Origin of the sequence: Alkaliphilus transvaalensis ATCC 700919 (genome assembly GCF_000621485.1) — a bacterium.
GTDB classification, from domain to species: domain Bacteria; phylum Bacillota; class Clostridia; order Peptostreptococcales; family Natronincolaceae; genus Alkaliphilus; species Alkaliphilus transvaalensis.
The window spans coordinates 214915-233394 of the sequence record NZ_JHYF01000002.1 but is presented as its reverse complement, the minus strand read 5'-3'; the positions used below and the strand labels follow the sequence as shown (position 1 = coordinate 233394).

The window sequence follows — 18480 nt, the reverse complement described above, 5'->3', positions numbered from 1 at the left end:
TAATCTTGCGTAACTTTATAAATTATATCATAAACTGTCAAAGGGTGGTAGCCTATCTATTAATATTTACAAAAAAATGTCGGTTATCCCGACATTTTACCTATTAATGCTTTTATACTTTCAAATAAGGCTACTGATTTCCCCTTAGTCCACTCAATATAACTAACTAAGTTTCCATAGATGTTTTCATGATCTATATAAAACTCATGCCCCATTATTTCAAGATAATGGATGTTATTTTCTCTACCATAAGAAAATAGTTGCCCGCCATCAAATAGGGCCATCATATTTCTTAAGGCATAGTCTGTTGCCAAGAGGCCTAAAACCAAAAGTAAAAGTAAGAGTAGTAGCCCTAATCTAACGTAACGTTTTTTTCTCTTTAAAACCTTTTTTTCTTCCATTCTTCCAACTGTTTTCATCTACATCACCATTGATAGTGTAGACTACTTCTCTATTTTTTAAACCTATTTACTAATTAACTTGAGGGATTCTGCTATAACCTCTGCAAAGTAGTAGGCAGACCTTTTTGCCTCTTCTATCGTATTGGCATTACTTCCTAGTTCTACAAGGGCATAATGATCTACTAAAGATGTATTTAAAATATAAGGTTTCATAAATAATGGCTTACTAAAACCAGGGTACATTTGATCACTAACGGCCTTTACAAAGCGACCAAAGGTCTCAACTTCTTGCCTGTTAGGGCTTTTTTCCCCTATTACAAAATAATATTTAGCCATTGTCTCATTATTGTAGCTCCATTGATTATTTCGAATCAAATTTTCATTATCTGGAAATTCAAATCCATCTCTATGGATATCCAAAACCACTTTTATGCTTGGATTTGCCTTTAAGATTTCTTGAGCTGTTACTAAAGAGCGGCCATAGGATCCATTAAAGGAGGGATAATCATGATAGGTGGTATCATGAATAACATTAAAGCCTTGTTTTTCTAGTTCTTTTACAACAATTTCCGCTACAGCAATTACCGAATATTGCTTATTTAAAGTATGATAGTTCCCTTCTGAAGCAGGTTTGTATGATTCAGTTCCGTGGGTATGATAAACTAAAATATGGGGTTTCCCCTCTTCAAAATCTATTTTTTCTGGTAACTTTAATCCCTCTAAAGAAATATCTCCCGAAGTACTCCTACTATCCACTACATCTGTGTCGGGCAAGTAAATTCCCGTCTGATTATCGCCATAGTCATAATCTTCTGGGTTATCAACTTCTGCTAAGTCATCTACTTCAATAGCTTCATCATCTACATCTACAAAATAAATATCTTGCGATGTTACTGGTAAAGGATTATTGACCCCCCTATTTTCATCCAGTTCTGATGCCATTAGCTGATTATAGGTTGTCATACCGGGGAATTGTGGTTCAATAAAGGAATAGGGATCATTAAGATCAATAAAAAAAATACTATTGACCACTGTTGCATAAATGCTTTTAATCCCACCCAATAGATTGCCGCCCTCTTGGGCTCCTCCTGCTGGAAAAACATGATTAATTGCCTTATATAAAAACTGTTTGTCCTGTTGTTGCTGTTGAGCTATTTCTCCATTAATATATGTAGCAGCAAAGGCGTCTCTGTTAAAAAGCATATTACCAAGAGAAAAGAAAATTGCCAACAATAAAACCAATATAAGAATATTTCGATAGTCCTTTCTTAAACTTCTATTTCCATTAAACAACTTTAGCACCCACCTTTTTTGTAGAATATATTAGTATATACAATACTTATGAAGGGGGTGCTTAATTATAGAACTATTTTTATATTTAATTTTAATTACATCAGATTATTTTTCCTAAGATCTTCTTAAATCAATCAATGCAATAATACAGTATATCTTTAACATTTAAAGACTAGTTTTTTGCAATTATTATATTTTAAACCGATATAAACTTTAAGCTTATTTAGTTCTAAAATTGGTTCTAAAATTTAATTCTTAAACTAATTAATATAACGATTAACATCCTTTAAATCGATACCAGGATGAAGGGCGATATTAATACCATTGGCAATAATTTGAGAAAGGTTTGTAATTGTCTCGTCTATATCCTTTGGTGTAACCATTACATTTGCATTATAGGGTTCTAGTATTTCTCTAATTAACGCATATTTTTCTTCCTCTTGAAGCTCCTTTAACATATTATAGAAATCTGAGCCCTTATCTGCCTGTCTAGTAAAGGCATCGATTACCATAGCAATTGTATCGCTGGTTAACGTTGCTGCATCTACTACTGTAGGGACTCCTATGGCAATAACAGGTACACCTAAATTTTCTTGGTTTAGGGCTTTTCTTTTGTTACCTAAACCAGACCCAGGGCTAATTCCTGTATTGGAGATTTGTATTGTAGCATTTACCCGCTCCATTTTTCGAGAAGCCAATGCATCTACAGCCACTACAACATCTGGATTAATTTTTTCTACTATTCCTTTAATAATTTCACTGGTCTCTACTCCAGTAGTTCCCATTACACCAGGGGAAATTGCACTAATTTGAGCTAGGTCATCATCTTTATCTTTATTGTAGAATTGAAATAAATGTCTCGTCACAAATACCTTAGATACCACCTTTGGCCCAAGGGCATCGGGAGTAACATTCCAATTTCCTAAGCCGACTACTAAAGCTTTAATGTTTTTTCTGTTTCCAGTTATAGCCCTTAACTCTTTTGCCATTACTTGACTTACTTCATCTTTTAAATCTGCATCTGCCCTTCTTAGACCCATACACTCTAATGTAATATAACTACCTTTAGGTTTTCCCATAACTTTGGCGGCTTCTTCATTTAATACCTCTACCCTAGTAATGGTAACGTCCTTTAACTCTTCTTGTTCGACAGAAACCCCTTGTATTTCTTGCTTTTTCTCTTCTTGATATAGTTCTCTAGCCTCCATGGCGAGGTCAGTTCTAATTTGAAATTCGTTATTACTATTTTTCTTTTCCATTTTTCCACCTCATATCAATTTATTCAATAATAAGCTTCTCTTCATTACCTTTAGTATTAGATGAATAGCCACAAATTATTAATTATATGAGGGAAAGATTGTTTTGAAGATTTTTTGATTTACCGATTCTTATTAATGGAAAAACTATTAATAAAACTATAGGCTCCAAAGCCGATTTGAGCAGCTCCAATAGCTGACATAAAGAAAAAAATAACTAAAAATTGCCTAAGTCCGCCTTGAGGCTCTAATCTTTTTATTAGATAGTCTATCAGAGATAAAATGATGGCAAAAAAGACCCCAATCAACATCTGTTTTATACTTTTTCTTCTAGATGGTGGCGGCTGATTATGCTTACTTTGTAAGTCTTTAATCGTTTGATTTCTCACTTGATCATTTTCGAATTCCCTTAACCGTTGATTGAACTTATTATCCAAACTTATTACCTCCCTTTTAATGGTATGTATTAATGATACTATTTAATTCATTAAATGTAAATAATTGTTTAAATCACCAGAATGCTCTATTATATTAGTATAATAATTCTTCTTTATGGTAATAAAACTATATAAAAGTTATTAAATTATTTTATTGCATTTTGTCCTTATTTCTGATAAAATTACAATGTTAGTGACCACGTAAGGGGGTGAACATGTTGGCAAATATTAAATCAGCACAAAAGAGAATTAAAGTTATTGCAAAGAAAACTGCAAGAAACAGAATGGTTAAATCTCAACTTAAGACTGCTATTAGAAGATTTGAAGAGGCTATTTCAGCTGGAAACTTCGAAGATGCTAAAGCTAAATTAAGATTCGTTGAGAAGAAATTACATCAAGCAGCTGCCAAAGGTGTAATTCATAAAGCTAAAGCTTCTAGAAAAGTTTCTAGATTAGCTACTAAGTTAAACAAAGCTGTATAATCCTACATGAAAAAGAAAACCGTGTCTCGGTAACCTTAAAAATAAAATAAGCGTACTTATGTACGCTTTTTTAATGCTCTTTTTTATTACACATCTCCATTAATAACAATTCTAACGCCAGTCGATCGTTGATTTTACCCGATTTAATCATCAAGTCCATCTCAAGAAAATGATTCAATAGGGCTTTTAATTGCTTAATTGAATAGTGCCTACTTTGCTCTGCACATTTTGATGCTACAAAGGGATGGATGCCAATTTTAGAAGCAATCATTTTAGGGTTGTAACCTTCCTCTAATAATAATTTTGTCGATAATATATTTTTCAACTGATTACTTAAGGTTACCATTAAACGGATGATCACTTCCCCTTCTTCTAAAAGGTGATTTAACCTTTTTAAGGTCTCTTGAATATTCCGCTGCCCCACTGCATCTAAAAGCTTAAATATATCATTCTGAAACTTAAAGGTTGATACCTTTTCAATATGGCTAATCTCTACTTTACTTTCATCCCCCATGTAGTAAGCAATTTTCTTAATTTCATTGGCTATATCCATAAGGGTTTGAGTGGCATTTCTTCCAAAGTAATCTAGATGATTCATTAAGTAAGTCAGCTCTTTAGGCTGAATTTCTTTATCATATCCCTTTATTTCTTTTAAAATCCATTGACTTAGTTCGTTTTCTTTTAATTTTTCTATATTAATTACTTGACCATACTTAGAAATAGTCTTAACAATTTTCCTTCTCGAATCAATAGTTGGCTGCCCATAAAAAACTAAGCAGGTACTATCAGATATTTTTTGAAAATAACCGATTAACTCTTCTTCATCATCTTCAGTAAGGACCTTCTTTTTCCCTTGAAAGCCTTCAAAGTTCTTAACAAGAACTAACTTTTTTTCTGCCATAAAGGGTAAAGTCTCACAAGCATCAATTAATTTCTCTGCAGTTAAATCTTTGCCATCAAAAGTCATCAGGTTAAGACTTTCAAAATCAGGTGAAACTAATTTTTTTATTAGTCTCTTCACGGCTTCTTCCATTAAATAAATTTCTTCTCCGTATAGTAAATAGATATTAGCTATTTCATTTTTTTTAATACTGTTTAAGATTATTTGATAACTCATCTTTCCTCCAACTTTCTTTATACCATAAATATTTTCCTGATGTTAGTAAGTAGTATAACATAACTAAAATAATATAATAAATTAGTATTATCATACCATTAATTTTCTCAACTTGTATACTGCTATAGGAGAATCTGCTACTGGTCTCTACAATTAAATAAATATAAGTTAGTAGTCCATTTGTAAAGTAGTTTATCAGAGCACCCAGCTGCTGATTGATTAATCCTAAAAAAATACTAATTAACCCCAAGGATAATAATAAACCAAGGGTGGGAACAATTAAAAGATTAACTAATAATGAAATAATTGAAATCTCATTAAAATGATAGGCTATAATTGGAGTAGTTCCCAATTGAGCTGCTAGGGTAACCACTAGTAATCCCTTCAACGACTGGGGTATTTTCATAGGTATTTTATTTATTAATGGATACAGCGTTAGAATACTTAGGGTCGCACTAAAGGATAATTGAAAAGATACTGAAAACAAACTTAAAGGATTAAACATCAAGGTTACTACGCCAATGAACATTAAACAATTTATAGAATCATATCTTCTATCTAGAAAATAGGCTAACACATATAAAACATACATCGATGCTGCCCGTATAATTGATACGGGGAAACCAACGATATATCCATATAAGAAAATACATCCACTAATAACAATTAATCTCTTGTTTCTTCCAACGGTGAGAATTTTTAAGACCTTCTCTAACAGTAATACTAAAATACCAATATGTAGACCTGAAACTGCTACCATATGGGCAGTTCCACTTTTTGAAAAAGCTGACCGAATTTCTGGTGATAGGTATCCTTGATTACCAAATAGAACACTCTTCATAATCTCCCCTTGAGGATCTTGTAGGGTTGAATCATAAAACTTTTCTACGTAACTTTTTACTTTAAAACTTAGCCCAAGGGGCATAAGCTTTGTGGTTGGGTGAATCTTTTCAACTTGCTGGGTATTGGCACCTATCTCATATAGAATCCCCTTCCCCCTTAAATATAGCTCATAACCTACTAAACCTCTATCATTAAACTCTTTATTGAGTTTTGGGTTCTTTATCCTAACCACATCTCCAGGCTCTAAATTTAAAGAAGGATCTCCCCTTAAAATGAGTCTAGTCTTTTCTTTAATTTTAACACCTTCATGATTAATGTATAGCTGTAAGATCTCTCCCTCTACTTCAATTCTGTCAAATCTAATAGCAGGCATGGAAAGAATTTTTATTTCCATAAGGGGTAATTCTTCTCCATAATTGCTTAAAGTAGTGGTGTTTGGAAATTGTATTTGATAAATAAATACACCAAAAACCATTAGAAGAATTGCCAGCCATAAAGTAGACCCTTTTTTTAAAAACTCTAAGGCTAGTAGCAATAGTGCAAAAATAGCAAAAAACATTCCAATCGGCAAATCTACCGTCAAGATGTGGCTACTTAAAAGGATTCCCAAAACAAAAAATATAAAAATAAATGTAAAGGGTCTACCCATCATTTTCTGCTCCTTCTTTCCTAAAGTTAATAAAGTTTACAGATAAGATCAAGTTAAATTTTTTAGTTATTCAATTTCCTGCACTAATAACCTTCTAAGAGTATTATGGAATTTACTTAGATAAAATAGAGAATCAAGATACCTTCAAGCATAATATTTAAAGGTACCTGATTCTCATGTCTTATGCTTCTATTTTTTTCTCTTTTATTTTTTCTAACAAGATTCCACTTGCTAACGTAGTAATTGGAATTGTTAATATTAGACCAATACTTCCTGCTATTGCTCGAACAATTTCTGTAGCAATTACATCTAAATTAACAATCTCCACCATATTAATTTCATAGGCCATAAATAATAATAAAAGTGGTATAGCACTTCCTGCATAGGCAAGAATAAGGGTATTTGACATGGTTCCCATAATATCTTTACCAACATTCATCCCAGAAATCATCAACTCTTTTCGACTAATTGATGGGTTTATCTTTCTTACTTCCTCCATAGAAGATGCTACTGACATGGCAACATCCATTACAGCTCCTAGGGCCCCCAGCATAATTCCAGAAAAAAGAAGTCTTGTAAAATCAAACTCTATATTCTGGGGAATATACATTAACATATTTGCTTCTGTGGCTGATAACCCGGTTAATCTTACCTTGGTTCCAATATAAAAGGTAATAAAGCCCGCAGCTAAGACTCCTCCTAATACCCCTAGTATTGCAGAGAAGCTTTTTATGTTGATCCCACCAATTAACAATATTGTTATGACTGTAATTAGAATGGAAATTCCTATCGTCAATAATATAGGGTCGTATCCCTTCAGTATTCCAGGCAACAGTACCTTTACTATAAAGAAGGCCGTTAAACATAAGGTTACTAAAGTTTTCAAACCTGTCATCTTTCCTACTAAAAGAATTAGCAGAAAAAATATAGCAATGATTCCATATACATAGGTATCACGGGCATAGTCTGAGATTATAAATTCTGTACCATCCATATATTCTTCTATTGTTAAAATGATTTTATCTCCTGCCTTTACAGGCAAATCATAGGCCAAATTTCCAGTTAACATATTTTTGATTTCAATAACTTTCCCTTTATAGGCCCCAGAAGTAATCTCTACTGTTACGATATATCCCTCAACAAAATCAACCTCTTCTCTTTGCCCCTCTTCAACTGAAATAACCTTCCCTCTACCAGCACTAGTACTAATGGGCTCGTCAAAGTCAAAAGCAAAACTAGGTAGGGTTAGTCCAACTAATAATGCTAAGGTTACTAAAAATAATACAGTTTTTTTCATTATTTTTCTTCCTCCTTTGTTTGCCTCCCTTTACATTTCACTCACTTCTGTTATTATACTAAATAAAAGGCAGAAAGTCACCACTTATGACTTTCTGCCTTTATTTACTGTTGTCTTTGAGAACTATAATGTCTAATTGGATTTGGGCGAATATAGGCTTCCGTATGGGTATTTCCTTCATATGATAATCGAGTATGGATATTTACGGTATGATTTTTTTCATCGTGGTTTACTTTAATGCCTTGGGGTCTACCATCATCACTGTAATACTCTAAATAAAGATTTAAAATATTTTGTGCTCCCTCTTCATTAACATCTTCATAAATTTGAAGATACTCTTGGTCTGGTACCTCTAGATATAAATCATAACCATCATCAGTTTTTACTCGTCTATCCTGTATACTATTTAACATGCCTTGCCACCTTCCTTCATTATTGGTAGTTTGAAATATAGACTATAAATACTTCCTCTTTTCTATTTTTCCCTACGAAGGAATAATTATTAGGGCATAGACAAATTATTGCTTTTCATAATACAAGACTCAGTTTTTTATATTTACATAAAACGAATATAGATTCTGAGTTATGATATTATTCAATTTCTTCAAATAATGTAGGTTTTATATTCTTCTGCCAGCTCTACCTTTGAAATAAATACCGATTCGGCCTCCTTTAAAAATTCTTCATTTCCCACTTCTGGATAAAAATGAGTTAAGACTAATTTTTTGACTCCAGCAGCAAGGGCCATTTCTCCAGCTTGCTTTGCTGAAACATGGGGAGTATTCTCGGTCCTATCCTTTTCAAGGATTCCTCCTTCACACAAAAATAGATCACTTTTCATTGCAAAATCTATTAGTGGCTGATGATACTTTGTATCTGCTGAATAAACTAGCTTTTTACCATCCTTTTCAAAGGCCATTGCATAACATTCAATTGGATGATCTGTTTTTTGAAAAGAAATCTTTAATCCTTTTATATTGATTTCCATACCATCATGAAGGACTTTTTGATCAAAAGCTTGATTATATTGCACCCGAGCATAATCCGCTTCTGGAGTAGCTGGCAAATATAAATCTATAGATTTTTGTGTATTCCCCATCATTTTTTTTATAGCAACTGCATATCGTAAAACTAATAGATCGCTCATATGATCGGGATGAAGATGGCTAATTAAGATGCCATCTAGTTCATTTAAGTCTGGACAATATTCTAATAACCTAGACAAAACACCATTACCGCAGTCTATTAATATCTTGGTATCTTCATCCTCCAATAGATATCCCGAGCAAGCTCCCTTAGCTTTTGGATATGGTCCATAACAACCTAATACAGTTAATTTCATTTATTCCCTCTCCCTTTCCATATAAAGTAACGCTATACCTAATGTAATTGAAGAATATTATTATGTAATTGTGTAATTATGTAGTTCTGTAATGATGTAGTTCTATAATGATCTACCTGTTATTTTAAAAGTCTATCTTTTTACATTTAACTTCCTTAAATTAATATTATCCCTTATATCTTTTTACTATACATAAAGTCATATACAATTGAATACTGAAGCTAAATAAAAGCAACTCCAATTATCAACTGGAATTGCCTTTCATTAGATATGAAGTTTAATTACTTTATTGAACTGCTTAAGATATTGAATTGCTTCAAAAATCGGCTCATAATAGGGCAAAATTCTTCTTGCTTTATAGAGGTGCCATTTTGCTTTTTCATAATTTTCCATCTGTAGGTAGATTAGCCCCAATTGATATTGTCCATAGCCATTTTCAGGTGTCATCTCCACCAGTATTTTACCATAATATAGGGCAGCCTTAAGATCTTTTAAATTGTTTAGGTAGATTTGTGACAAACTCAATAGTACATAACCATCACCTGGGTAATATTTCAAAACCTTTTTGTAGTATTTTACTGCCTCTTCAAAATCCTCTACTTCATAGTAAGCAGAAGCAATCCCGTGGTACAAATCTGTTGTAAAATCATCTACGTTTATTTTTTTAAGCTTTTTTAAGGCTTTTTGATAGCATTCTATTGCTTCCTTATTTTTTTCCATCTCATACAGAATATCCCCCATCATCTTTAAGAAAAAAGGATTATTGGGTTGTTGCGTAATGGCCTTTTTAATATATTCAACGGCATAATCATAGTTTCCAATATTACTTAAGGCTAATATGAGATTACTCACTAGGAATTTATTTTCTGGATGTTTCTTTAAAGCTTCCTTACATAGTTTAATTGCTTCATCTTCCATTTCATTCATAATGAAAAAACTGCTCATATTAAGATATGGTTCTGCGGATTCTGGTTGTAATCTTAAATGTAGCTTTAAACATTTAAGAGCCTTCCCTAGATTCCCCATCTCTTCATATAGGTAGGCTAGTTCTTCAAAAATATAGAAGCGTTTATATCTTTTAAGATAAAAGGGATTATATCTTAAGAAAAACAGCAACCCATTAAAGGCAACCTCTACACGTTTATCCCTTAAGTGGCTTCTCACTTCTTTATAAAAAAGTCCCCATACTTCATCATTTATGTCTTCTTTAGAAAAGCTATACTTCTTACTCCAACCCTCTTCCAACTCTTTATATTTTAGAGCATCTAATGGATAAAAGATCTTATCTTCAATTTTATCTTCTTCTACAGAACTAATAATTTTATGATAAATTTTATGATAATCTATTTGCTTATTAAATTGGATCTCTAACCAATACCCAGGTATGTTTTTGTAGCTTCCTTTTAATTTTAAATAGGTGACCTCTATCATTATAGGTGGAACCACTTTATTATCAAGTATCTTTATTTCATTCATATGAAATTGTGTTTTAATAAATTTTAGTCTCTCTTCATTGCTGGAGAAAAAAATGTTCAACTTCATTTTTCCTCCTCCTTTCCAGCATAACCTCTACTTCTTTCTATTCTACTATAACCATAGGGGTTTGTTAACATAAAAATGTTAAAAAGAAATAAATTTATGGTTAAAATAGCTCATCGAGAAAGAGAAATACTGTTTGGCATGTATCTGTCCCTTCAATGAAAAAGACAATCAAATTCTTTTCTGGTATAAACTGTATTCTACTTACTTCTCCCTTATTTCTGAGAATTCGAACAGTAGAAGCCTTCTTAATAAGATATACCTCTCCATCCTTTATATAGATAACCCCTTCATCGATTACCATAAAGTTCCTTAAATCCTTATCGTCCCCAATTTGAAGCTGAAAGGTATCGACATCTAGATATTGGGTAGTACCTGTTCCATTCAAAGCGGCTATCTTAAAGGTACTGATCTGATCCTCCACAGGATGAGCATACACTAAGGCATGATCAATTAAATAAATGTCATTTATTCGATAAGGTTTTTCATTCTCTATGGCAACTTCCTCTGTAACCCTAATACTACTTCGGTCTTTAAGATCAACTATTTGAATACTTCTAGACTCCTCTACTCCAGTTGTAAAGTATAGATAAGCATCATCCTTAGTCCAGAAGGGAACTCCAATAATTAGCTCTGGTTTTTCTAATTCCACTAGATAAGTAATTTTTCTTGTTCTTCTTTGATAAATACCAACCTTATCTAGATCACGATAAAGAAAAGCTATTGTATTCTCTTGATGGTTCCATTGAGGATTAATTCCATAGATAAGATCGTGAACTTTATTACCACTATCGGCACCAAAACTCACGAATCCTTCGCCATTTTTTTCGTCTAACATTTTTATGCTTATATATCCTGCCTTTGGAGAAAAAATTATGTTTTCATGATAGGGTTTCTTGATGTGGGAAATGTCAATTGAATCGATGACTGTCGTTTTTTTATTATTGAAGTGATAGATTTTTATTGTGTTTTCTGCCTCATTAATGATTGCTATTTTACTCATATCTTGACTTACTACATATTCCATATTTAATTGTGTTTCAATGCCAAAACCATATCGCTTTTGTTCTTCTACCGAATAATGCTTAATTGCATCAGAATCTTCTTCAGACCATGTTAGGGTCTCAAAATCTATAGATATTTGCCTTTTCCTCTGCTGATCGATTAATTTAAAACCATCATTTTCAGTTACCAATAAGCCTTCTAAATAATTATTTGTGCCTTTTAAAGTATAGTAACCTTCTTTCTGAAGTAGTTGGATCTCTATTTGAGAATCTTCTTGTAAGCCCTCGCTATTGGATAATGAAGTCAACATTATCTCTGTATTCGTTTCTTTTAGATCTGTTTCTTCAAAGTTATTTGTACATCCTGTTAATATAAATAATCCCACAAGAATTAAAATATACTTTGTTTTATTTAATATCATTTTTCTCCTCCATTTTAATAAAATTATAAAAATATCTTAGGTATTATTCTGCCAATTATATCCTTTTTTATTCATAACCCCTTTTCAATCGTTACTTTCTCCCTATATTAAGATATTCTCTTCCCTTTTTAAGGTTTCTTATATATATTAGATATAGACAGTAAATTATAGAAAAGGAGTTACATTAATGAAAATTATCAACAACAGAATCCACCTTTTAATATTCATACTTATTATGGCATTATTTTTAACCAGCTGTCAATCCGACACTTCTTCTTACCTTTCCATTCATGTTTTAGATGTAGGTCAAGGGGATAGTATTCTTATCATAACCCCAAATAATAAAACAATTTTAATTGATGCAGGAGAAGCAGAGTATGGCACTAAAGTGGTTAACTATTTAAAAAACAATAGAATTAAAAAGATCGACTGGCTAATTGCTACCCATCCCCATTCAGATCATATAGGGGGCTTAGTGGAAGTCATCAACCAATTTGATATTGGAGAAATTTATATGCCGCCTGTCGTTCATACTTCTAGAACTTTTGAAAATCTTATAGGAGCTATTGACGAAAAGGGAATGAAAATTACAGCTGGAAGAGATGGTAAATTATTAGAAATTGATGAAGACCTATTCTTTCGATTTCTGGGACCATTAAAGGATTATGGTGATCATTTAAATAATTGGAGTATTGTTAACCAGTTACGCTATAAAGAAAAGACCTTCATTTTTATGGGAGATGCAGAATTAGAAGTGGAGAAGGACTTGATCAGTACCTATTCTTCTGGAGATTTAAAAAGCCACTTTATTAAAATAGGTCATCATGGAAGCAATTCCTCTAGTAGTAAAGATTTTTTAGAATCCCTCCGTCCTGATGTTGCTGTTATTTCATCAGGTAAAAATAATTCCTATGGACACCCCCATAAGGAAGTTGTTGATCGTATCAACGAAGGAGGAATTCATTTATATCGTACCGACCTACAGGGGACCATTGTCTTTTACAGTGATGGTGAAAAAATTTGGTCCCCTAAGGCTCCCATTAATGACTAGCTTCTATTATTAGGCTCAACGTCAAATAAATATCTTTCAAAAACTTCTTTTGTCCAACTTTCACCTAAGTAACGTTTAGTGGATAAAAAGCCGTAATCTTCTTTATAAAAGACATTTCTAAAATTTTCAAACCATTTTTGGTGGGAGTCCATTTCTTCTTTTGAAGTAGACTTTCCCTGTAGCAGTAAGCCTGTGTGCCATTGTTCTAGTAATGAAGCTATGGCTTCATAGGCTTTATCAATATCTGTTGTTCTAATTAAACCATTAAATTTATTAGGTAGGACATGATCTTCAATAAAGGATTGGGGTTTAAACTCTTTAATAAACAGTTCTTCATATTGAGTTTCTTTATTAGTCAGGTCTTCAATCCCTGCTAAGGTTTTACCCTTTTCCAACTCTGAAAAGGCATAATGGGTTAATACTAATACTCGCTTTGGCGCTATGATGACTTGATAAAAAAAGATAGGGTAAACATAGTCCTTCTCGGGATATACCATGCCGAAATCATAATGATATAAATGCATCCCCTTAACACTCAAATTAACTAATTTACTAATCCCATCTCCTTTATATATATTAACTTGTCCCTTAGAAAATAATCGTTTTTTATTTCCTATGGTCTTAGGAGTCTCAATAGGAGATAAAGTTCCTAGGTTCTCAATATAGCTTGAAATCGGATATAAAGCGGTTGGAATCATCATAAGTTCATTCTCCTTTCAAATGTATTAACAGTTGAGGAGATTGCATAAAACGAATATACATTCAGATTTAAATGGTATTATGCAATTTCCTCAGTTATCTTAAACTTAGTTTAAACTATAATTAAGTTTTTTTATAGTCTATTGACATATTTTTATGATATAGAAATCTCCTGTATTAATGAAAACCTGCATTTATTTCCTTTAGATTTAAATCAAGAAAAAAGGTGAAGACTTGTCTTCACCTAATTCAATCACATTTTTGGGCATTATATGATTGACTCCAATGTGTATTGGGATAATTAAATATTCTACAAAAAATAATAATATCCTTTTTTATTGAGGAAATTGCATCATAATTTTATAGCAATATTAATGTATGTTTAAAAGACCTTTCCCTAAATTAATATTATAGCTAAACGTAAATGTAATTTTAGACGATAATATAATAAAGAAGCCCATAAGGGAGGGATTTTATGAGTAAAATTAACAAGGTTGGGTCAGTTAACAAAGATCGTATTCATCGTATGTATGTAGATAGGAAAACTGTTGTTAGTGGAGTTGCCAGCATTGAGAAGATAGATCCTATAAAGCCTGTCCATAATGAGGCTTCTTCTGTTAATGAGAATTTTCTACTGTTTACCGGTTCTTTTTACGATAAAATAGAAGACTTAAAAAAATATTATAATAAGTTTTATTTAGATCACCAAGACTTAGGTAATCTGATGGAGAAATTTAAAGATCAAAAAAGTGATGATTCCCTAGAAGAAATCATCACCATCATTAATGAATTAGTCGATAAATTTAATAAAGCAATTGGTAGTCTTAGGAGCTTTGAAGCCCAACTTCCCAACATAAACTTTAGTCAAGAAATCTATGAGGCAATCCTCTCATATGAAAGTGAATTGAGTACAATAGGAATAACATTGTCTGAAGAACATGATTTAACCTTTGACCCTGACACACTAAAAAACAATTTAGAAAGTCAACCTAACTGTTTATTTTTTCTATTTGACCACCAAAAAGGTTTAATTCGCAATCTCTTTACAATCTTTAGGAATATTAAAGTCTCCCGTATAATAGAGGCCTATAGTTATGGAAATTCTTCTGATTCCATTTCGGGCTTGTTAATAGATAGCAAACTCTAAAACATAAAGAACAATTATATTAAGTCGTCTATTGATAATTCTTCATCCTTTAGATGTACAAGGTGTTCTCCTAGCTGATCAGCTAGGATTTCTTTTGCTGTTTTTTGGTCTTCTTTGTTATTACATTCTACTTCTAAACGTTCTTTTTGTAATACCATCTCTGCAAGCAATAGATCCTCATCCATTAAATGATAGAGTCCATCTCCTTGATCCTCTTCTACTACCTGATTAAGTTGCGTAAACAGCTCTTTTACAGCTTTATAATTTTTTACAGCATATAAGCTTTGATAAAGGGTAACATCGCCTTCTTGATTTTTAAAAGAAAGTAATCGATTAACAATTCCCAACACTGCTAATAAGTTCTCTTTAAAATATTGTGGAAAGGTTAGATAAGGTTTTCTTTCTTTTATTAAATCATAATTTTCTATAACTTGTCCGATTAGTAATGTCTTAAATTGATAGGGTAATACAGTAATCTGAGAACTTACTATCTGTGGAAGATCGCCATTAGTTATTCTGATTAGTAAAATTTCATGCAAATTAACTTCCTCTTCTAAATCTGCTTTACTAAGACTATGTAACTCGTTAGTGAAAAGATTTTTTATTTGAAGACTATTTTCCTTTAGTTTTAGGACCTCATAAAATCCAAGATAACTATTTATTCTATTCTTTATATACTTTATTTCACCTTCTTCTAGTTGCCCCTCCATATCCTCTAAATACGCTTCTGCATAGGATCTTTTTTCTGTATTGGCAACATAATCATAGGCCAACCAATCTGTAAACTGTTGTGCCAGTCCCTCAGTTTCTTTTAAAAACTTAGCCTCCAAGTTTTTTAATTGAACTTCGTTATGTTTTCGATAAATATGAGTAATTACCTTTTCGGTGATAAATTCTTGTAGCATACTATCCCTCCTTATATTATCCTTATGGTTTGAATCATAGCATAGAAAGAGTTCAACTTCAAACCAATATTTTACACCACCCAAGAAAAATAGATTTATTACTAAAAAACTAAGTAATCATTTAATAAAAGCTTCTTATTGCGTTATATAGGCCATTTTGGACTCTACTTCTATTGTAAAAAAATTTCTAAAGGGGTATTATAGAACTTAATGACGACCTAACTATATGACAAGGAGGATTATCTTGGCTAAATTAATATCATTTCATGATTACATTCATAAAAAAAACAATAAAAAAAGACCTCCCCTAACCCGCTCCAATCCTATAGGCTTTTCAGACATAAAGAATGGCATTCTATCTATAGCCATTAAGGATCAAGAACTTATTTATAAAAATATTAAGTATAATTATTATCACCAATATGTCGAGTATATCCAACTTAGTGGGATGATAGACAGTCAATATAGTTTTATAAATTATATTGAAGATCATCTAAACCTAGAAGAGCCCTTCGAAATTCTTCATGGTGTAGATTTTTCAGGGGAAAAATCATTAAACCGCTTATCAGATGACGATTGGGAAAATATTGCAGATATGATTGTTAGAATTAGTTTATGCTTTACCTTAGAGGATGAAGTTGGAGAAATAGATTTACTACCCTTAGCGGAGCAATATGAATGGGACTATGTTTTACTAGACATGAAGTAGACAGCACTTATTTAATTTAATTTTATTTTATTTATTTCTATTTAATTTTTATTTAATTCTAGTATTATATTTTTAGTATTATAAAATTTTAAACTTTTAAAGACAAATTCTTAGGAAATTTGTCTTTTTTCATAATAAAAGGGCATCTCAGCCCTTTTGTATAGAATAGGAAAGTTCTGTTTTAATAATATTACTTAAAAGAACTTTACGTTATGAATTCAAAAAAGTCATCCTTTAAATCTTCTGAAGGAAGACTTTTTCTACTTTTTGTCATGTACTAAATTTGTGATTGTAATTTCTGGTGTTTCTAAAGCTTTAGTAATTTTTTTATCTAACATGATAACATCAATGGGCATTTTTCTTTTATGAAACTTCTCTTTATTTATAAAATCCTTCACTAGATTAGAAAGAAACACAATATCACTTTTTAAAAAAGTATCACTCGTTAATAATATTGGCATAAATTTATTAACTTCTGTCTTTCCTGGTACATCTTTAAAGCCCCCATAACTACCAATATCATCATTTACATTTATTTCAAATCGCAGGGTAATACCTTCATCATTGATTCTAATAGCACATGCTACTATGTTCTCAAATAACTTTTTAAACTGTTGCAACTGATTATTGGTTAAAGATATAGAAAAAGATAAATTTACATGATATTGCAGACCACTTTGTGCCACTAAAGGTTTCATACTTAACCACCTTTCTGTTTTAACAAAACTTATTATACCAGATTTTTTAGTTAAAAAAAGTATCTACCGACTATTTTAATAAATTTTATTATTTACTTTAATTAGTTTAATTATCATTTATCTGACATATATTTTATAGAGGTGATAATATGAAAAAAATAATAATATCCATTTGCTCTTTTCTTATAATCCTTTTGACGATATTTAGTACCTATTCCTTTTTTGAGTCTGAAGCAGTGATTAGAACTTTTATAACCTATACTTCCCCCCAATATCGGCTTACTAGTCAACTACTAGAAAATTATTACTCTGAGGATGGGCCCCTTCAACAAAAAGCTGAAAAAGAAATCATATCCATTACATTAAAGGGGTTAAACTTAGAAAAGTGGAATGAATATATTGACTACATCCAGCTACAGGTCTACGAAGACCAAGTACTTCCTAATTCTAAAAGCCAACTTATCATTGCCTTAAATCTATCAAAAGATTTAGCTGTTATAGGGGTCTACGATTTTATTGGAGATCATTATGTCTTTCATAGCAAGATAGATCAGCTAACTCCTATCAATAAAATAAACCTTTATCAAGTCTCCTCATTAGATCATAAGGCACTATTCATTAATCAAACAATAGACGAAAAATTTGGCGGCTTTTTTTATGAAGATTTTATTGAGGTCTATTATTACTTGTCTGGGGACTTTAAAAAAGTTTGGCATAAAACCATCTATTTCGAAGAAATCTATAAAGAAACTTGGATACAACCTCAAGGTAACGACAATCTATGGAACAGGGTTATTGAAGAAACTATGATTGAGTTTATCAAAAATGAAAATGATCCCTTTAAGCTTGCTACAGCAACTTCCTTGAAAAAATACACTTCTATTACGCCAAAGACACCTGCTATTGGGGATTTTACCTTAGCTAACTCTGAAACCCATAATGATATCTATTATTGGAGTGAAAGGTATCAAACATTTATTCTAGGAGAGATAAGTCAAGACGTATTTCTTTCCGACGCTGCATTACTATTGGACCTATCAAAGGGAAGGGAATCTTTATATGGTATCCCAAATCAAAACTTTAAGCTACTTACATCTAAGGGTGAGTTAATCTATTTACCTAAAAAGGAATTTAGCGGAATGTTTCAATTTATTTTTGAAGAATGATATAATTAATGTAACTAAAGAAA

The 18480-nt window shown here is 31.7% G+C and carries 19 protein-coding genes; 5 read left to right on the top strand and 14 right to left on the bottom strand.

Translation table 11 applies throughout. The features are described 5' to 3' along the window. Positions 1-83: 83 nt before the first annotated feature. The 4 genes from T335_RS0103410 to T335_RS0103395 all read right to left on the bottom strand — a co-directional run bounded on the left by T335_RS0103410 (position 84) and on the right by T335_RS0103395 (position 3387). Positions 84-419 (bottom strand): hypothetical protein, encoded by a 336-nt coding sequence (locus T335_RS0103410; protein ID WP_026476282.1) that lies wholly within the window; start codon positions 417-419, stop codon positions 84-86. 45 nt (positions 420-464) lie between these two features. Then, positions 465-1694, bottom strand: coding sequence for a stage II sporulation protein P (spoIIP, locus tag T335_RS0103405; RefSeq protein ID WP_026476281.1), 1230 nt, complete (start codon positions 1692-1694; stop codon positions 465-467). A gap of 260 nt (positions 1695-1954) precedes the next feature. Continuing rightward, positions 1955-2953: a GPR endopeptidase gene (gene gpr, locus T335_RS0103400; RefSeq protein ID WP_026476280.1), complete on the bottom strand. Its 999-nt coding sequence runs from the start codon at positions 2951-2953 to the stop codon at positions 1955-1957. Positions 2954-3072: 119 nt separating this feature from the next. Next, the gene (locus tag T335_RS0103395; protein ID WP_026476279.1) at positions 3073-3387 is read right to left on the bottom strand and encodes a hypothetical protein; all 315 of its coding nucleotides are present in this window, start codon (positions 3385-3387) and stop codon (positions 3073-3075) included. 215 nt (positions 3388-3602) lie between these two features. Here T335_RS0103395 and rpsT point away from each other — a divergent pair, with 215 nt between their 5' ends. After that, positions 3603-3869, top strand: coding sequence for a 30S ribosomal protein S20 (rpsT, locus tag T335_RS0103390; RefSeq protein WP_408605157.1), 267 nt, complete (start codon positions 3603-3605; stop codon positions 3867-3869). A 70-nt stretch (positions 3870-3939) separates the two neighbouring features. Here the strand turns inward: rpsT and holA are convergent, their stop codons facing one another. From holA to T335_RS0103355, 7 genes are all read right to left on the bottom strand, one after another. Beyond that, a complete protein-coding gene (holA, locus tag T335_RS0103385; protein WP_026476277.1) occupies positions 3940-4986 on the bottom strand; it encodes a DNA polymerase III subunit delta in 1047 nt (348 codons plus the stop codon). Further along, the gene (locus T335_RS0103380; RefSeq protein WP_026476276.1) at positions 4955-6478 is read right to left on the bottom strand and encodes a ComEC/Rec2 family competence protein; all 1524 of its coding nucleotides are present in this window, start codon (positions 6476-6478) and stop codon (positions 4955-4957) included. The genes holA and T335_RS0103380 overlap by 32 nt, the downstream gene beginning before the upstream one ends. 181 nt (positions 6479-6659) lie before the next feature. Then, complete coding sequence (locus T335_RS19780) at positions 6660-7775, bottom strand: YibE/F family protein (RefSeq protein WP_034327595.1); 1116 nt, start codon at positions 7773-7775, stop codon at positions 6660-6662. A 104-nt stretch (positions 7776-7879) separates the two neighbouring features. Continuing rightward, on the bottom strand, positions 7880-8188 hold the full coding sequence (locus T335_RS19775) for a hypothetical protein (RefSeq protein ID WP_051569112.1): 309 nt from the start codon (positions 8186-8188) through the stop codon (positions 7880-7882). A 191-nt stretch (positions 8189-8379) separates the two neighbouring features. Further along, complete coding sequence (locus T335_RS0103365) at positions 8380-9117, bottom strand: MBL fold metallo-hydrolase (protein ID WP_026476275.1); 738 nt, start codon at positions 9115-9117, stop codon at positions 8380-8382. Positions 9118-9381: 264 nt separating this feature from the next. Continuing rightward, positions 9382-10659, bottom strand: coding sequence for a tetratricopeptide repeat protein (locus T335_RS0103360; RefSeq protein WP_026476274.1), 1278 nt, complete (start codon positions 10657-10659; stop codon positions 9382-9384). A 100-nt stretch (positions 10660-10759) separates the two neighbouring features. After that, positions 10760-12082, bottom strand: coding sequence for a hypothetical protein (locus tag T335_RS0103355; protein ID WP_026476273.1), 1323 nt, complete (start codon positions 12080-12082; stop codon positions 10760-10762). Between the two features lie 187 nt (positions 12083-12269). Here T335_RS0103355 and T335_RS0103350 point away from each other — a divergent pair, with 187 nt between their 5' ends. Then, a complete protein-coding gene (locus T335_RS0103350; RefSeq protein ID WP_034327592.1) occupies positions 12270-13133 on the top strand; it encodes a ComEC/Rec2 family competence protein in 864 nt (287 codons plus the stop codon). Here the strand turns inward: T335_RS0103350 and T335_RS0103345 are convergent. Next, positions 13130-13834 carry a hypothetical protein gene (locus T335_RS0103345; protein WP_026476271.1) on the bottom strand — a complete coding sequence of 235 codons (705 nt, stop codon included), beginning with the start codon at positions 13832-13834 and terminating at the stop codon, positions 13130-13132. The genes T335_RS0103350 and T335_RS0103345 overlap by 4 nt on opposite strands. Positions 13835-14307: 473 nt before the next feature. On the opposite strand from T335_RS0103345, the gene T335_RS0103340 reads away from it, so the two are divergent. Beyond that, the gene (locus T335_RS0103340; protein WP_026476270.1) at positions 14308-14979 is read left to right on the top strand and encodes a hypothetical protein; all 672 of its coding nucleotides are present in this window, start codon (positions 14308-14310) and stop codon (positions 14977-14979) included. Positions 14980-14993: 14 nt separating this feature from the next. Here the strand turns inward: T335_RS0103340 and T335_RS0103335 are convergent, their stop codons facing one another. Continuing rightward, the gene (locus T335_RS0103335) at positions 14994-15884 is read right to left on the bottom strand and encodes a hypothetical protein (RefSeq protein ID WP_026476269.1); all 891 of its coding nucleotides are present in this window, start codon (positions 15882-15884) and stop codon (positions 14994-14996) included. Positions 15885-16128: 244 nt separating this feature from the next. Here T335_RS0103335 and T335_RS0103330 point away from each other — a divergent pair, with 244 nt between their 5' ends. After that, complete coding sequence (locus T335_RS0103330) at positions 16129-16593, top strand: hypothetical protein (protein WP_026476268.1); 465 nt, start codon at positions 16129-16131, stop codon at positions 16591-16593. 260 nt (positions 16594-16853) lie between these two features. Here the strand turns inward: T335_RS0103330 and T335_RS0103325 are convergent, their stop codons facing one another. Beyond that, complete coding sequence (locus tag T335_RS0103325) at positions 16854-17291, bottom strand: hypothetical protein (protein WP_026476267.1); 438 nt, start codon at positions 17289-17291, stop codon at positions 16854-16856. A gap of 149 nt (positions 17292-17440) precedes the next feature. Here T335_RS0103325 and T335_RS0103320 point away from each other — a divergent pair, with 149 nt between their 5' ends. Beyond that, the gene (locus T335_RS0103320; RefSeq protein ID WP_026476266.1) at positions 17441-18457 is read left to right on the top strand and encodes a hypothetical protein; all 1017 of its coding nucleotides are present in this window, start codon (positions 17441-17443) and stop codon (positions 18455-18457) included. Positions 18458-18480 lie beyond the last annotated feature (23 nt).

Excerpts from the sequence above, each read along its gene's own strand:
- T335_RS0103410 (WP_026476282.1), bottom strand. The coding sequence starts at position 419 with ATGAAAACAGTTGGAAGAATGGAAGAAAAAAAGGTTTTAAAGAGAAAA.
- gpr (WP_026476280.1), bottom strand. The coding sequence starts at position 2,953 with ATGGAAAAGAAAAATAGTAATAACGAATTTCAAATTAGAACTGACCTC.
- rpsT (WP_408605157.1), top strand. The coding sequence starts at position 3,603 with ATGTTGGCAAATATTAAATCAGCACAAAAGAGAATTAAAGTTATTGCA.
- holA (WP_026476277.1), bottom strand. The coding sequence starts at position 4,986 with ATGAGTTATCAAATAATCTTAAACAGTATTAAAAAAAATGAAATAGCT.
- T335_RS0103380 (WP_026476276.1), bottom strand. The coding sequence starts at position 6,478 with ATGGGTAGACCCTTTACATTTATTTTTATATTTTTTGTTTTGGGAATC.
- T335_RS19780 (WP_034327595.1), bottom strand. The coding sequence starts at position 7,775 with ATGAAAAAAACTGTATTATTTTTAGTAACCTTAGCATTATTAGTTGGA.
- T335_RS19775 (WP_051569112.1), bottom strand. The coding sequence starts at position 8,188 with ATGTTAAATAGTATACAGGATAGACGAGTAAAAACTGATGATGGTTAT.
- T335_RS0103365 (WP_026476275.1), bottom strand. The coding sequence starts at position 9,117 with ATGAAATTAACTGTATTAGGTTGTTATGGACCATATCCAAAAGCTAAG.
- T335_RS0103360 (WP_026476274.1), bottom strand. The coding sequence starts at position 10,659 with ATGAAGTTGAACATTTTTTTCTCCAGCAATGAAGAGAGACTAAAATTT.
- T335_RS0103355 (WP_026476273.1), bottom strand. The coding sequence starts at position 12,082 with ATGATATTAAATAAAACAAAGTATATTTTAATTCTTGTGGGATTATTT.
- T335_RS0103350 (WP_034327592.1), top strand. The coding sequence starts at position 12,270 with ATGAAAATTATCAACAACAGAATCCACCTTTTAATATTCATACTTATT.
- T335_RS0103345 (WP_026476271.1), bottom strand. The coding sequence starts at position 13,834 with ATGATGATTCCAACCGCTTTATATCCGATTTCAAGCTATATTGAGAAC.
- T335_RS0103340 (WP_026476270.1), top strand. The coding sequence starts at position 14,308 with ATGAGTAAAATTAACAAGGTTGGGTCAGTTAACAAAGATCGTATTCAT.
- T335_RS0103335 (WP_026476269.1), bottom strand. The coding sequence starts at position 15,884 with ATGCTACAAGAATTTATCACCGAAAAGGTAATTACTCATATTTATCGA.
- T335_RS0103325 (WP_026476267.1), bottom strand. The coding sequence starts at position 17,291 with ATGAAACCTTTAGTGGCACAAAGTGGTCTGCAATATCATGTAAATTTA.
- T335_RS0103320 (WP_026476266.1), top strand. The coding sequence starts at position 17,441 with ATGAAAAAAATAATAATATCCATTTGCTCTTTTCTTATAATCCTTTTG.